Source organism: Sediminibacterium roseum, from assembly GCF_009939005.1.
Taxonomy (GTDB): domain Bacteria; phylum Bacteroidota; class Bacteroidia; order Chitinophagales; family Chitinophagaceae; genus Sediminibacterium; species Sediminibacterium roseum.
Window position 1 is genome coordinate 199,437 of record NZ_JAACJS010000012.1, and the last position, 14,070, is coordinate 213,506.

General features: G+C 48.8%; 14 protein-coding genes. 9 read left to right on the top strand and 5 right to left on the bottom strand.

All coding sequences use genetic code 11. The features are described from left to right. Window positions 1–300 precede the first annotated feature (300 nt). From GWC95_RS19600 to GWC95_RS09175, 3 genes are all read right to left on the bottom strand, one after another. Window positions 301–489 (bottom strand): hypothetical protein, encoded by a 189-nt coding sequence (locus tag GWC95_RS19600; RefSeq protein ID WP_202630256.1) that lies wholly within the window; start codon window positions 487–489, stop codon window positions 301–303. Between the two features lie 340 nt (window positions 490–829). Continuing rightward, entirely contained in the window at window positions 830–1,504 is a 675-nt protein-coding gene (locus GWC95_RS09170) for a YciE/YciF ferroxidase family protein (RefSeq protein WP_237722117.1), read from the bottom strand. Between the two features lie 103 nt (window positions 1,505–1,607). Next, the gene (locus GWC95_RS09175) at window positions 1,608–2,468 is read right to left on the bottom strand and encodes a hypothetical protein (protein ID WP_161818403.1); all 861 of its coding nucleotides are present in this window, start codon (window positions 2,466–2,468) and stop codon (window positions 1,608–1,610) included. Between the two features lie 303 nt (window positions 2,469–2,771). Between GWC95_RS09175 and GWC95_RS09180 the strand changes: the two genes are divergently transcribed. Both GWC95_RS09180 and GWC95_RS09185 read left to right on the top strand, forming a co-directional pair. Further along, window positions 2,772–3,305, top strand: coding sequence for a hypothetical protein (locus GWC95_RS09180; RefSeq protein ID WP_161818404.1), 534 nt, complete (start codon window positions 2,772–2,774; stop codon window positions 3,303–3,305). A 24-nt stretch (window positions 3,306–3,329) separates the two neighbouring features. Continuing rightward, the gene (locus GWC95_RS09185) at window positions 3,330–4,169 is read left to right on the top strand and encodes a universal stress protein (RefSeq protein ID WP_161818405.1); all 840 of its coding nucleotides are present in this window, start codon (window positions 3,330–3,332) and stop codon (window positions 4,167–4,169) included. Window positions 4,170–4,188: 19 nt separating this feature from the next. Here the strand turns inward: GWC95_RS09185 and GWC95_RS09190 are convergent, their stop codons facing one another. After that, window positions 4,189–5,301 carry a class I SAM-dependent methyltransferase gene (locus tag GWC95_RS09190; RefSeq protein ID WP_161818406.1) on the bottom strand — a complete coding sequence of 371 codons (1,113 nt, stop codon included), beginning with the start codon at window positions 5,299–5,301 and terminating at the stop codon, window positions 4,189–4,191. Window positions 5,302–5,469: 168 nt separating this feature from the next. Between GWC95_RS09190 and GWC95_RS09195 the strand changes: the two genes are divergently transcribed. The 3 genes from GWC95_RS09195 to GWC95_RS09205 all read left to right on the top strand — a co-directional run bounded on the left by GWC95_RS09195 (window position 5,470) and on the right by GWC95_RS09205 (window position 8,185). After that, window positions 5,470–6,879 carry a DUF3943 domain-containing protein gene (locus GWC95_RS09195; RefSeq protein ID WP_161818407.1) on the top strand — a complete coding sequence of 470 codons (1,410 nt, stop codon included), beginning with the start codon at window positions 5,470–5,472 and terminating at the stop codon, window positions 6,877–6,879. Window positions 6,880–6,927: 48 nt separating this feature from the next. After that, window positions 6,928–7,422: a YbhB/YbcL family Raf kinase inhibitor-like protein gene (locus tag GWC95_RS09200; protein WP_161818408.1), complete on the top strand. Its 495-nt coding sequence runs from the start codon at window positions 6,928–6,930 to the stop codon at window positions 7,420–7,422. Window positions 7,423–7,531: 109 nt separating this feature from the next. Continuing rightward, on the top strand, window positions 7,532–8,185 hold the full coding sequence (locus GWC95_RS09205; protein WP_161818409.1) for an energy transducer TonB: 654 nt from the start codon (window positions 7,532–7,534) through the stop codon (window positions 8,183–8,185). Between the two features lie 62 nt (window positions 8,186–8,247). On the opposite strand, the gene GWC95_RS09210 is transcribed toward GWC95_RS09205, so the two are convergent. Next, window positions 8,248–9,072 (bottom strand): DUF3667 domain-containing protein, encoded by an 825-nt coding sequence (locus GWC95_RS09210; RefSeq protein ID WP_161818410.1) that lies wholly within the window; start codon window positions 9,070–9,072, stop codon window positions 8,248–8,250. Between the two features lie 125 nt (window positions 9,073–9,197). On the opposite strand from GWC95_RS09210, the gene GWC95_RS09215 reads away from it, so the two are divergent. The 4 genes from GWC95_RS09215 (at window position 9,198) to GWC95_RS09230 (ending at window position 14,069) form a co-directional block, all read left to right on the top strand. Further along, window positions 9,198–9,362 (top strand): hypothetical protein, encoded by a 165-nt coding sequence (locus GWC95_RS09215; protein ID WP_161818411.1) that lies wholly within the window; start codon window positions 9,198–9,200, stop codon window positions 9,360–9,362. A gap of 153 nt (window positions 9,363–9,515) precedes the next feature. After that, window positions 9,516–11,342 (top strand): ABC transporter ATP-binding protein, encoded by a 1,827-nt coding sequence (locus GWC95_RS09220; protein ID WP_161818412.1) that lies wholly within the window; start codon window positions 9,516–9,518, stop codon window positions 11,340–11,342. 143 nt (window positions 11,343–11,485) lie between these two features. Beyond that, window positions 11,486–13,327, top strand: a complete 1,842-nt coding sequence (locus GWC95_RS09225) for a tetratricopeptide repeat-containing sensor histidine kinase (protein ID WP_161818413.1) — start codon at window positions 11,486–11,488, stop codon at window positions 13,325–13,327. Beyond that, on the top strand, window positions 13,320–14,069 hold the full coding sequence (locus GWC95_RS09230) for a LytR/AlgR family response regulator transcription factor (protein WP_161818414.1): 750 nt from the start codon (window positions 13,320–13,322) through the stop codon (window positions 14,067–14,069). The genes GWC95_RS09225 and GWC95_RS09230 overlap by 8 nt, the downstream gene beginning before the upstream one ends. Window position 14,070 lies beyond the last annotated feature (1 nt).

A 14,070-nucleotide genomic window follows, 5' to 3' on the forward strand; every position in this document is an offset into this window, starting at 1 on the left:
GCCTGTTGATCCAATTTACAACGAAAACCCAGCTTTTATATTAAATAAAATTCTATAATAAATTCGGTTTAAGCTATTTTTAATGTCGTTAAAAGCCGTATAACAAAAAACATTGTTAATTTCGATCTCGTAACGAACAAGTTACAACCTATATAGAGGAAACCAATTGCTTATAGGCCCGCCCACCAAAGGCGGGTTTTTTATTTGTCCACAACCCATTTATCTCCTTTCGATCGGATAAAGCAACAGCGACCCTGTCGTGTTCAGAGACAAGGCTCGCTGTTGGTGGTGGTCTTGTTTTTATGCTTTTTTGCCCTTGCTGTGTACCTCACGTTTGTTGTGGGTGGTATCCGTTCCCTTCCAATCCTGTTCCTCGTTCGCACGGCTATCGATGTTATCCCTTATTTCGGGTCGGCTCTTTTGTGTGGAAGTCTGGATAGGTTTTGATCTCTTGCTTTGTTGGCTGTTTGAATTCATTGCGTTTTTCATAACCTGTAATTTTAAAGTGATCAATGTTGTTTCCTATGCAATATCACTGCTGCCATGCCACGATCACCGGCCGTATCTTTTGTCGTTTTTTCGAAACGTTTTGTAAACGTTTGTGGAGTCATTTACATGAAAACAACTTCCATCCTCCAAAAAATACATCTTGCTCAGGTGGTTGCAAACTGGCACGATATTGGAACTATAATCATTACAACGAACGGTGATTTCCTTCAGTAACATAAAGGAATAAGCGTTCAAAAAAAGGTGTGTTTCGAAAGAGGCACACCTTTCATTTTATACCAGGCCGGCTGCTACTGCCGCTTCCCCGTCAATGGGCCCGGTATTAAGACATGGCCGCAGCCGAGCTGCTCATAGTCGTTTCCTGGCCGTTCTCTTCTTCTTCGGTTCCTTCCAGGTCTGCTTTTGGGTTGACAGACGATTCGGCTATCTGTGTGAGGTGTTGGTCGGTGTCTTCTTCTTCCCAAAGCGTTTGCTCAAGTATCGTAGCAATGTCCTCTTTGTCCATCGTCCTGGCCAGTTGCACCATACTGCCGTATGTCGCTATCTCGTAGTGTTCTATTTTTTGTGCGGCGATGATCAGTGCCACGTCGCGCGTCATCGTACCGTCCTTGGTTTCTTTGATGATCGATTTTGCCTCCTCAACAAGTCCCGCCATGGCCTCGCATTTTTTTGCCTGCGCCTCTTTGCCCAGTTTCCTGAATATTTTTTCAAGTCTCGATACATGCTTTTGCGTTGCCAGCAAATGATCTTCAAACGCTTCCTGCAGCTCGTCCGTTGTTGCCGCCCGCTGCATGCCTGGAAGTGTTTCTACCAGGTGTTTTTCAGCCCAGTAAATGTCTTTCAGCATATCCATAAAGAATTTATCGAGCATCGGGAGTTCGTTGTTTTTTGTTCCGTCTTTTTTATCCGCAGTTCCATTTTTTAAGGCGCCATTTGTTCCGTTGTGGCCATTGGTGCCATTGGTGCCGTTTCTTTTTGAGATTGATTCGTTTTTCATTTTGGTGTTTTTTATTGTGATGGATGCGTTTTTGCCAGAAATCTTAATTGGGAAATTCTGAACCGTACGTTTCAAAATTTCCCAATTAAAAACCTTGATCTCTTTACCTTCTTTCTTTACTCAACGAACCGAAACCCTGCCGCGACCTGCGGTTGGATGTATCGTTCTGCCCGCGGTTGCCGCTGCTTCCAAAGCTTCCGCTGTTGCGGTTCCAGCTGTTACCGCCCTGGTTGTTTCCATAGTTGAACTGCCCGCCAGTGTAGTTGCCCGATGATCCCGAATGCCTGTTATCGTTGTTCGGGTTGTCGTTGTAACCGTTGCGGTTGTGCATCCTGCTTCGTCCGTAATCGTCTGTTTCATCTTCGAGAAAATCGTTCTGCGAATTGTAATACCCGCTGTTGCGGCTCTCGCTGTTCCAGTTGCCGTTGTAGCTGTCGCCCTGGTATGAGCGGCCATTGCCGTTTGAGCCATTGGAGCCATACCCATTGCTTTCGTTGTAACGGTTTCCGCTGTTGCCATATTGGCCATTGCCGTACTGGTTGCGGTTTTGATCGCGTTCACTGTTCCAGTTGTCGTGGCTGTTGCGTGTTACGTGGCTTCCTTCGTTGCCGCGGTTGTTGTCCCAACGGTCGTTGTTCTGCTGACCCCTGTTGCCCCAATTGCTGCCGTTGTCGTTCCAGCCGGATTGGTGATTGCTCCACTCGCGGCTGCGGTTTTGATCACCGCTACCGCTGTTGCCGCTGCGGCGGTAATCGCTGCTGCCGTAATAGTCGTTGCGACCGGCATTGCGCATATCGTCTGCGTAAGAGCCATTGTCGCCCTGCCCGCGGTAGTCTGTTTCATCGCGTTCGAAACGGTACTGATCTGTAAAACTTTGCCGTGGTTCGTAACCACGTCCTTCGTTAGCATAATCCTCAGCGCTGCGGTAGCCGTTATCGCCACCCATTCTTCTTGTCGTACGCATAAAATTGATTTTAAATTGAGTTATTAAATATGGTAAGCGATATAAAAAGGCGAAAAAAACATGCCTGAAATTTCCTGCTGCTTACCCCGCAACGCAGCGCACAGGTGAAGAGGTTCTTCTTCCTCAAAAACCAACACCCGCGCAGTATTTGTAGAAAAAATTCTTTGATCTTTTGGCTATAATTGAACGTGCCAATCGTTGCATTACGACCATCATTTAACGAATGCTTAGAACACCAGGCAAAACACGGGTAGACAGGAAAAAAGCGGCACAGTTTTTTCAGCCTTATATCAAACACTACCTATGAAAAACCCAGTATTCAACCGCCAGCACATACGGGAATATTTTTCTTACGGCTTTCTTGCCGCACTGTTGTACAGCATTCCCGTGATCTTTTTCTTGTCGCAGAAGAAATACGAAGATTTTTACTACATCTATATCGGCATCGGGTTGTTTATGTTCACCATTTTCTTTTACGCGTTGCGATTGGTAAACCGGCCCTACGACCGTAAGAGCGCTGTGTCGATGCTTATTGCCGGCAACCTGGCAACACTAGCCGGCGTTGCCATTGCATCCCTGATGGTGATCGGGTCGTTCTTTTTCTTTTTCCCGGATATTTTTACCGTTACGCCAACAGACAGCCTGATACACGATGCGCCATCCACGATACAGCCCGAGCGCCCGTCGGGGTTGTTGTTCATGATGATGGTGCTTACCATTTTTGCCAATACATCAGTAGGCTCGTTCGTATCAGTGGTAACAGCTTATGTTGGAAAACGGAACCAGACAAGAGACAAGGCGGTGTCGCTGGACAAGCACCTGCCTGCTAATGTCTAATGATCATTTTTTAAATCGTTCGTTATGCACACCATCCTTGTATTAACCGATTTTTCTGAAGCCGCGGCCTATGCCGCCTCTTATGCGTGTTTATTGGCGCGGCAGCTCAAGGCTCCTAATATTGTGTTGTATCACAGTTACAAAGCTGTGGTTACACCCGGTGATTCGGTGATGTATACGGGAGATGAAGATGCGCTTTGCCAGGTGGCGAAAGATGTATTGATCGAATTGTCTGCATCACTGGCCGACCAGGTTCCGGAAGGTTGCGACCTTCGCTACCAGGCATCCACAAAAACACTGGAGGAGATCAATGCGATCACCGAAGAAGAGGGCGCAGACCTGGTGGTGATGGGTACAACAGGCAAGGGAAGGGTAGAGGCCCTGGTTGCGGGTAGCAACGCGATCTCTGTTTGCGAAGCGAGCGAAGTGCCGGTGGTACTGGTTCCTGCACACGTTTCAATGAACCCGGTAAGTTCGATCGTGTTTGCGTGTGATATGAAGGAGACAGACACGCTTCCCAAATCATGCATCGACAAAATGATACGGGCGTTTCATGTGCCACTCGAAGTATTGCACGTGAACAACGGGAAGATCGCGGAAGACAATGCCATGGAAGAGTGGCTGCACCTGCACAACCCGCAGTTCCATGAACTGGAAAGCAACGATACTGCGCAGGGCATTCTTGATTTTGCTGCTGAAAGGCCAAACGCCCTTATCATGGTAGTAGCAAAAAGGCACGGTTTCCCTTCGGCGCTGTTTCACAGGAGCGTTACAAAGCAGCTCGCGTTTCAGTCCACCACACCGCTGCTGGTACTGAGAGAAAACGAAGAGCCGGTGCCGGTGATGCCGTTGCTTGAGATATAGGGGAACTTTTACGCAGCTATCAAACATAATTCTTTGCACAACTCAATCCCGACAATTTCGGCTCCATCAGCCCTTTTTGCTGTACAAGAATATTAAAGCGGCTGCTGATGCGCATGATCTTACGGTAGAGCTGGATGATCTTTTCTTTGCAGGACGATCCATCGCCGGTATCCAGTTCATCGAGTGCAGGCACCAAGCCCAATCCGTGCAGGAAATGCGCCTGGCTCGTAAAACCGCAACACTCGAGCCCATGTTTGCGGCCCCAGTGATGCAGGGCGGTGAAGTTTACATGCGCCTTGATGTCTTTCTCACCAACGGCCCTGTAAATAACACCCGTTTGATCATCATCACAGATCAGGTTACCGCGGTGTCGCGAAAGGCTGAAGAATTCGTTGGCGGGGAAACCATGATCGATCGTAAGCATAAACCCTTTCTGCAGCGCGGACGCGTTTTTGCGCAGCCATTGCAGCGCATCCATGTTTATTTCTGTTCGGTAACCTGGGGGCAGTACAACGTGCATCTCCTTCAGGTATTCTTTCAGCGCGTCGGAAGCGGGGCGCAGTATTTCAATAAATCCGTCTTTGTAATCAACAAAAACTTCCATCAGTTCTTTCTGCATCACCACTTCATGAACCGCAAAATTGTTTACCACCTCATTCGACAAAATGCAATCGGGCACATAAGGCACCTGTTCTATTGATGAGAACCATTCTGCTTCTTCGCACAAATGTTTACGCTCTCGTTCCATCACTGCATCGCATTTTTCAATGATGCAGTAATGGAGGTTTTTATACAGCTCCGGTTTATTTTTAAAATACCCAAAGATGGCCCTGCAGAAATTGCCTGTGCCCGCGCCATATTCTACAATAGTGAAAGAATTTTTGTCCAGTAGTTTCCACATTTCTTCCAGCTGCCGGGCAAGAAGGGCACCTATCACAGATGCCAGTTCCGGGCTTTCCTCGCGCTCGTTTAGCCGCCTGGTGCGTTGATCGATGGATGAGTAGTACCCCTGTTCAGGATAATACAGGGCCATTTCCATAAAATCGTGGAAAGAAAGCGGTCCTTCATGCTGTATCGTCTGGATGATGATCTCGCTCAGGGGCATATGGATGGTGAGAGAAAATGATGCCAAAGAGAACGCGGCCTTGTGAGCCGAAACAACGGCGTATCCGAACGTTTTATACTATTTTCAAGAGCCGGTTCCTTACGAAGCTCCCATGGCATCGTTTTTAAATAGGTTCTGTTGATGTTAATACACAATCCCGCCCCCCGACGATTCATAGTACGAATTGCTTTGCTGATGCTTGTTTTGTCAGCCGATGTACAGGACGCTTTAACGCAACAGGTATTTTATCCAACGCCGCCCAGCGACAGCATTGCGAAGATCCCGCTGGTAGAGCGGCCGCGCCGCAAACGTTTCGGCCGTGGTGCGCTTGAGCTGGCATTGGCCGAGGCGGTACCTTTTTCGTTTAACAGGTATGTGCAGCATACAGACTTTGCGCAGGTAGACTGGCAATCGACGGGGCACAATCTCAACCCTGCCAACTGGCGTTACGACAGCGATGATTTTGGTACGAATAATTTTTCACATCCTTACCACGGCAGCCTTTATTACAATTCTTTCCGTTCCAATGGGTATAGTTTCTGGCAGTCGGTGCCCGCAACTGCCATTGGCAGTTATATATGGGAAACTTTTGGGGAGAACGAAGCACCTTCTCCCAATGATTTCATCAACACAACATTTGGGGGTATTGTATTGGGAGAAATGACACACCGCCTCGCCAACAAAATTGTAAACAACAGGCGCAGGGGGTTCAGGAGACAGGTGAATGAAGTGGTTGCTTTCCTGATCAACCCGATGAATGGCCTCAACCGCATCATCGACGGGCGTTGGGGCAGGCGCATGAACAATTCAGTGGAAACAGATTCTTCGAAAATCTATGCGGAGTTTGATATCGGCCAGCGCAAATTCAATACGGGCAACCAGGTGCCACCGCGTTTCGGCTGGTATGGGCATATCAAGTTCTTATATGGAACGCCGTTTCAGAATTACCGCAAACCATTCAGCAATATCTCGATCAATGTAGAAGCGGGGCACGACGACAGTTCGCTCATCAACGTAGTAAGTGTGTATGGATCGCTGGCAGGGTGGGAGATCATCGATAATGAAAGAATGCAATCGTATGCCATCTTATCCGCCAACTACGATTACATACACAACGAGGCATTTTTTTACGGCGCGCAAAGTGTGAAGATCAACATCATCTCAAATTATGGGCTGATGCGTAAGGCCAAGATCAGCACGGCCGGCAGTGCGGGTATTACTTTGCTTGCCGCCATACCGGATGCCTATAAGTACGGCATACGGCCCTACGATTACGGTTCCGGCATCAACATCAGCGGCAGTGCCGGTTTGAGCCTGCTTGATAAATTTTATTTCGGGATCAATTACGGCGGCGGATGGGTGGTAACACTGAACGGCAACCCTTCTCACTATTACCTCCATACCGTAACCAGCGAGGCGCGTTACACTTTTATGAAAAATCTTTCTGCCTGCGTTGAGCCCGGTTATTTCACGCTCCGCGGCCATTACAAGGATCTTCCTGATGTGAACAAAAGCTATCCGTATCTGCGCGTATCCTTACGGTATCACCTCAATGCCAGGCAACTCAAGTTCGACGAGGAAAAGACCACCAAAATGAAGCAGTGACCCGTGCGCATGGCACAGTTTTTTTCCCGGTCAGAACAAACTGAATGTATGGATAGCAAAGAAAGAGGGCATCTCGTGGTCACGAGCCCTGTGTTTGACCATGAGGGTGAAATTCCTTCACGGTACACATGCGATGGAGACAACATCAACCCGCCACTGGTAATTGACCAGATCCCGAAAGACGCAGTATCCCTCGCCATCATCATGGAAGATCCCGATGCGCCGGACGGAACATTTGTGCACTGGCTCTGCTGGAACATTCCACCAAAACCAGGCATATCGGAAAACGCAAATCCAGGCATCAACGGCGTAAACGGCAAAGGGAAAACAGGATACCATGGGCCCTGTCCGCCATCCGGCACACACCGTTACTTTTTTTACGTGTATGCACTGGATACGGCCTTCGATCTTTCACCGCAAACAGACAAGGAAGTATTTTTCAGCCTGATCGAACCGCATATCCTCGCTGAAGGAACGCTGTTGGGTTTATACGGGCAGTTCAGCAATGCCGAAAAACGCGAGCATCAACTGGAAGCGCATTGAGATTGGTGGCGCAGGAATTGTATAAGTAAAAGTAGAGCATAGTTCCCTGTTTGGGGAATTGTACAACAGCCAGACAGGCGATCCATATTTAGAACCTAACTCACACAACATGAAAAAGATCAAGATGAGCGCTTTATCCATTTGGATGATGGGCGCGTTAACAAGCGTTGTTTTTATGACATCCTGCAAAAGCAAGGACTACAAAGACGCCGATGCAACAACAGATTCACTCCAGGCACAAATGAGGGCCGATTCAATTACGCGCCAGGAAGCGGTGAAAGTTGATTCACTCTCAAACGCGAACACACCGGTGGTGAGCAACCTCCCGGGAACAGCAAAACCGAACCCGGCCAAAAGGCGTGGTAAGGGGTCGATCATTTACCAGGTAGACAAAGACTATGAAACACGTTACAACCGCATCCCTATCCAGGTGAACAACGAAGGGATCTACAGTCGCGCAGAAGTAAGGCCAAGTTTTCCCGGCGGAGAAAAAGCGCTTGCTAAATTTATCCAGGACAACATAGTTTACCCTGAAAACGCAATTGAAGAAGGCGTTGAAGGACGCGTAGAGGTAATGTTTGCCGTAGACGAAAACGGCCGTGTTTATACACCGGTGGTTACCGGCGACAGGGCAGGCTACGGTCTTGACGAAGAAGCCACCCGCGTGGTAAGCAAAATGCCAACCTGGAACCCGGGACAGATCAAGGGCAGGAATGTAAAATCATATTATACGCTTCCGATCACTTTCCAGATCAATCCATAAAAAAGAGTTGACGGGCTTCAGATGCAAAGGCCAAAAACGTAAATCGTTTTTGGCCTTTTTTATTATTGTTGTTTGATGAATCCCATGGCTATAAATACAGCCATGAAAACGAAGATCAACGCGAACCATGCCAAAACCGCGATCGCAGATTTGACAATCGTCTTTGTAAGGCCCTGCTTTATTGGATCATTGATGAAACGGTAATAAAATACGGTTCGGTAAAAGATCTCAAAAAGCGCAAACAGCACGGTGAAGATCATCATGTTAACATACGGCCGGGTGAAGTACATCAACGGAGTAACCACAAGGCAATGAACAAGGTTTGTAAAGCCCACCAGGTAAAGATTAGCGGTGAGGTGCTCCGTATAATTGTATCCCGATCTCCTGTACATCACCCAAACGATCAGGCTTATATAAGGCACCGCCAGCATTGCAACATAATTGGTGTACCTGGCGAGGTAGCGGTACGCTTCATTGCTTCGCTGCCTCACAATCTGTTGAGCCTGGAGTTTCTTTTCCGACAGCGTCATGTTACCCGTTACCCCGGCAGTAACTGAATCGCGCGTTTCGATCATTTGTCTGTCGCGATGCGTTACGGTAGCCGCAAAAAGAAACAAAGCGGCCACGAGCAGGAAGAAATTGAGCGGGGGGAAATATTTCTTTCGTTTACCGGCAATGTATTCGCGTGCAACCACTCCCGGTTTTGTTGCAAGCGCTTTTACCAGCTGTACAATTCCTTTGTCTGCATGTGTAAAGTAATGGAACCCGTCGTGCAGCACATCTTTTAAAGTGAGCCTGTGAAGGTTCGTCTTTTGCCCGCAGGCCGGGCAGAATCTGGGGGTGGCGGCAATGGGTTCGTCGCAGTTTGCACAATGGTTTGGTTGCATATTGCTAATGTAGGAAAAAAGAGGGAGGCGCGGAAAGCATTGGTAAATGTGGCCCGGGGTGGCAATAAACACGGCAACCGCTTGCCATGGTATCATATTTTAATACAGCCTTGTAAACGCGCATCATGAAAAAATCAATATTCATTTTAGCCATCCTGGCCACGTTGATCACGGCTTGCGGAAACAATTCATCATCCAACAGCGATTCAAACGGTAAAAGCATGACGCCTTTGAGCGACAGTGCCAAAATAGATACGGTGCGGCCCACAGATTCCATTATCAAAGGGTAGGCGTTCCTATTTCATGCTGGGGCCGTAAAAACTGCCCTGCAACGCGGCACAAGTGCTATTGTGCAGGGTGGTATATGCACAGGCATGTCCATTCATCACAATGATCCCCCCGTAAAATCCCCCGCACCCGTTACCTTTGCCAAAACCATTTTTTTGAAGCACCTCGCAGCCCTCAACAAATATTTCTGGAAATACCGCAAACGTTTTTTCATCGGGATCTTTTTCGTAACGGCATCCAATTACCTCGCCGTGCTTGCGCCGCAGATCACGGGGTTTGTGGTGAACGAGGTCGGGCGGCGTTTACCCGGCGCCAGGCCCATGGGCACCAGGCCGGTGCACGATATATTGGTGGATCAGTTCATCAGCAAAATACAATCCTTCCAGTTCAGCTTCGGATGGCTGGTGGCTTTGTGCAGCATCACCATTTTGCTGCTGGCGGCGTTGAGAGGGCTGTTCATCTTTTTTATGCGGCAGACCCTGATCGTGATGAGCCGCCACATCGAATACGACCAGAAAAACGAGATCTATAACCACTACCAGCGACTCGACACCAATTTCTATAAGACCCACAGTACCGGCGACCTGATGAACCGCATGGCCGAAGACGTGAGCCGTGTACGGATGTACATCGGCCCCGCCGTGATGTACCTGATCAACCTCGTAACGCTGATCGGTTTCTGCGTGTTCAACATGCTTCGCAAAGACGTGCACCTCACGCTGCTCGTGCTCGCGCCGCTGCCTTTACTGGCCGTTACGATCTATTTTGTGAACAGCATCATCAACAAAAAAAGCGAAAAGATACAGGCGCTGCTATCGGATCTGACCACCAATGCACAGGAATCTTTTTCCGGGATACGCGTGATCAAATCGTTCGTGCAGGAAAAAGCAATGCTTGGGTTCTTCAAGAAAAACAGCGAGGCCTACAAAAAGAACGCAGTGAGCCTTGCCAAAATAGAGGCCGTTTATTTTCCAAGCATGGCTTTGATGATCGGCCTCAGTACGCTTCTGACCATCCTGATCGGAGGGATACAGGCTTTGAACGACAGCAGCAAGGTAGGACTGATCGTAGAGTTCGTGATCTACATCAACATGCTCACCTTCCCCGTGAGCGCCATCGGCTGGACGGCCAGCATGATCCAGCGCGCGGCCGCATCGCAGAAAAGGATCAACGAGTTCCTGGAAACAAAACCGATCATCACCAATGCCCCAAATGCAACAACAGAGCCGGTTTCGGGCGATATTGTTTTTAACGATGTAAGTTTTGTTTACCCGCACACGGGCATCAAAGCCATACAGCATTTCAATCTCCATATCAAAAAAGGAAACAAGGTACTGTTGCTCGGCAGAACGGGTAGCGGTAAATCAACGCTTGCACAATTGCTGCTGCGATTTTACGACCCCACAAGCGGCAACATCACCATCGGCGGCGCCGCATTAAACAATATAGACCTCAGGACACTCCGCGAACAGATCAGCTATGTGCAGCAGGATGTGTTCCTGTTCAGCGATACGGTTACGGACAACATCAGCTTCGGCCTTGCCCAGGCGGCCACACGGGAAAAAGTGGAACAGGCCGCAGGTTTCTCAAGCGTGCACAAAGAAATACTCGGTTTCAGCGAGGGATATGATACGATGATCGGGGAGCGGGGTGTGACCTTGAGCGGCGGGCAAAAGCAGCGCATTTCCATTGCCCGCGCACTCATCAAAGACCCGGAGATCGTGGTGTTTGACGATTGTCTCAGCGCCGTTGACGCAAAAACAGAGCACGAGATCATCAGCAACCTCTACCGCTATCTACACGATAAGACCGCGATCATCATAACCCACCGGATTTTCTCATCGTTCCGTTTCGATAACATCATTGTGCTCGAAGATGGCGGCCTGGCCGAACAGGGTACGCACGACGAACTGATGAAGCGGAACGGCTATTACGCAGAATTGTACCGGTTGCAATTAACGGAAGAGACCGCAGAAAAATAAAGGAGGCTTGTTGTTGTTGAAACGAGGCGGGAAAAACGGAAAGTGGCTCAACTTCCGCCATCCACTCATTCAAACCCACCAATCACTAACCGCCGCTACCCGTGACCAGATATGTATTAGTTTTATCACAAACTACCCTGATCATGCTGCGCAGACGGCTCGCTGTTCTTTTATGGATCTTACCTTCATTCGCCTTCGCGCAGTTCAATGATGCGGAACAGTTTTCGCGCACATTTGAACTGGGCCAGACCCTGATTTACAGCTTCAGGCCGGAGGAGGCGTTAAAAGAATTCAACGATGCCTTTACCATAGCGGCACGGATGAAGAAGCGCATCAGGATGGGCCGGAGCCTTCTCGGCGCCGCGCAGGCACAATGGTACCTCGGCCGCAACACCAACGCGATCGATACAATTAAACAGGGTTTGCAATACCTCGGCGATCCCGGCAACGACAAGAACCTGCTCAACGAAAAGCTCTTCGGTCTCCGCGTGCTCAGTAATATTTACGATGCGAACGGCGACTACGAAAACGCATTCATCACCACCACCGAGGCGCTTTCGTATTATAAAAAGGGCGGCGACCAGCAGAATCACCTGCTCACCCTTGTGCAAATGGGCAATCTTTACCGTAATGTGGGCGAGTACCCAGCCGCGGGCCGGTATTACGAGGAGGCAGAGAAGCTTAGCCCGCAACCGCGCGAATACAGTTACCGTGAATTGTATCACCAGAAAGGGAGGTTGTATACGGAACGTGGTTTGTTTGATTCAGCATTGATCTGTTACACCAGGGCCTTGCCGGGCCACCCCAATCCCAAAGCCATTTACGTTCGCATCGCAGAAAATTACTGGCGCCAGAACAAACCGGAAAAGGCACGGAAATACTTCATGCTCATCTTCCGGAAAACAAAGTTTCTCGAAGACTCGCAGATCTTCACCCCGGCGTTGATCGGGTTGGGAAAGATCTACCTCAAATGGGGGCAGACAGATTCTGCCCTTAAGGTTTCATTGCGAGCATTTGAACTCGCTTCGCTGAAAAGAGCGAGGCAGAACAAACGCGATGCAAGTTTATTGCTTTCAGAGATCTATTCAAACCTGGGCGACAGCGGCCGGGCGTTTTACTATTACAGAGAATATGTTGTGTTGAAAGATTCTGTTTTGTCTTCCCAGTTCAAAGGCCATGTATATGCATTCATACGCAAGGCAGAAGAAGCGGAACATGCATCGCAGGTGAAATTATTACGGTGGACGGTGATCGGGTTGATCGTACTTGGCGGGCTGAGCCTGTTCATACTCCTGCTTCGCACCAACAATGAAAAATTAAAAATGCGTCAGCGCGCAGGGGAGCTTGAAATGCAGGCGCTGCGGGCCCAGATGAACCCTCATTTTATTTTCAATTGCCTGAGCGCGATCAATCATTTTATCCTGAAGAACGAAACGGAAAAAGCCTCCAGTTACCTTACGCGTTTTTCAAGGTTGATCAGGCTCGTACTTGTCAATTCAGGCAAAAGCACGATCAGCCTTGAAGAGGAACTCGATATGCTGAAACTGTACCTCGACATGGAGCAGCTTCGCTTCACCAATGCGTTCGATTACTACATCGCTTATGATGACAATGTAAAACCGGCGATGATCGAAGTGCCGTCGTTCATACTGCAGCCTTTTTGCGAAAATGCCATCTGGCACGGATTGCTGCACAAAGACGGTAAAGGGAAACTGGACATCCGTTTTCAGCTTGATAAAAATTCGTTGGTTTGTACCATCACCGACAATGGCATCGGCCGGGAAAAGGCCGCAGTGCTGAAATCGGGCTCAAAGGAGAAAACAGATTCGTTCGGGCATAAATTAACAACGGAAAGGATCGTTCTCTTTAACAAGGGGGTGCGTAACATTGAATCTTTCTCTATCGATGACCTGGTTGATAAAAACGGGGAGGCGGCGGGCACGCGGGTTACCATTCGTATCCACAATAAAATAAAAAATGATTAAAGCGCTGATCATAGACGATGAAACGTATTCCTGCCAGGCATTGCAAACGCTGCTGCAACGCAATTGCCCGGATGTTGAAATAACTGCCTTGTGCACAGACCCACGGCACGCGGCTGCGCTTATTGCCGAACACAAACCACAACTCGTTTTCCTGGATATAGAAATGCCGCACATGAACGGTTTCGAATTGCTCGCAAGCCTTACCCCCGTTGGGTTTGAGGTGATCTTCACCACCAGTTACGATCAATACGCCATCAAGGCCATCCGCTTCAGTGCGCTGGATTACCTGATGAAACCGGTAGATGCAGCCGAACTGAAAACAGCGGTGGAAACCTTCAAACAAAAAACGGCACCCTCGTTGCCATCGCAGCTCGATATACTTCTTTCAAAGATCACGCAGCCCGCAAAGGTGCAGGCGCGCATTGCCTTGCCAACCTCCGAGGGCCTGCAGATCATACCGGTGATGGACATCCTTTATTGCAGCTCCAGCAGTAACTATACCATACTCACTTTAAAGGAAAAACAAAAACTCACCATCTCCAGAACACTTAAAGAAATTGAAGAGATGCTCGATGAGCACCCGTTCCTGCGTATCCACAATTCTTACATGGTTAACCTCAATGAAATCAAAAGATACATCCGCGGCGAAGGCGGGAGCGTAGTCATGAGCGATGGGGCCTCGGTGGATGTGTCAAGATCGCGGAAAGAACTGCTGCTGCAAAAACTCAATCCCGGCCGCTGAC

Bases quoted from the DNA above. Each gene is read 5' to 3' on its own strand.
- GWC95_RS09170 (WP_237722117.1), bottom strand. From the start codon at position 1,504: ATGAAAAACGAATCAATCTCAAAAAGAAACGGCACCAATGGCACCAAT.
- GWC95_RS09205 (WP_161818409.1), top strand. From the start codon at position 7,532: ATGAAAAAGATCAAGATGAGCGCTTTATCCATTTGGATGATGGGCGCG.
- GWC95_RS09180 (WP_161818404.1), top strand. From the start codon at position 2,772: ATGAAAAACCCAGTATTCAACCGCCAGCACATACGGGAATATTTTTCT.
- GWC95_RS09175 (WP_161818403.1), bottom strand. From the start codon at position 2,468: ATGCGTACGACAAGAAGAATGGGTGGCGATAACGGCTACCGCAGCGCT.
- GWC95_RS09210 (WP_161818410.1), bottom strand. From the start codon at position 9,072: ATGCAACCAAACCATTGTGCAAACTGCGACGAACCCATTGCCGCCACC.
- GWC95_RS19600 (WP_202630256.1), bottom strand. From the start codon at position 489: ATGAAAAACGCAATGAATTCAAACAGCCAACAAAGCAAGAGATCAAAA.
- GWC95_RS09200 (WP_161818408.1), top strand. From the start codon at position 6,928: ATGGATAGCAAAGAAAGAGGGCATCTCGTGGTCACGAGCCCTGTGTTT.
- GWC95_RS09185 (WP_161818405.1), top strand. From the start codon at position 3,330: ATGCACACCATCCTTGTATTAACCGATTTTTCTGAAGCCGCGGCCTAT.
- GWC95_RS09215 (WP_161818411.1), top strand. From the start codon at position 9,198: ATGAAAAAATCAATATTCATTTTAGCCATCCTGGCCACGTTGATCACG.
- GWC95_RS09195 (WP_161818407.1), top strand. From the start codon at position 5,470: ATGCTTGTTTTGTCAGCCGATGTACAGGACGCTTTAACGCAACAGGTA.
- GWC95_RS09225 (WP_161818413.1), top strand. From the start codon at position 11,486: ATGCTGCGCAGACGGCTCGCTGTTCTTTTATGGATCTTACCTTCATTC.
- GWC95_RS09230 (WP_161818414.1), top strand. From the start codon at position 13,320: ATGATTAAAGCGCTGATCATAGACGATGAAACGTATTCCTGCCAGGCA.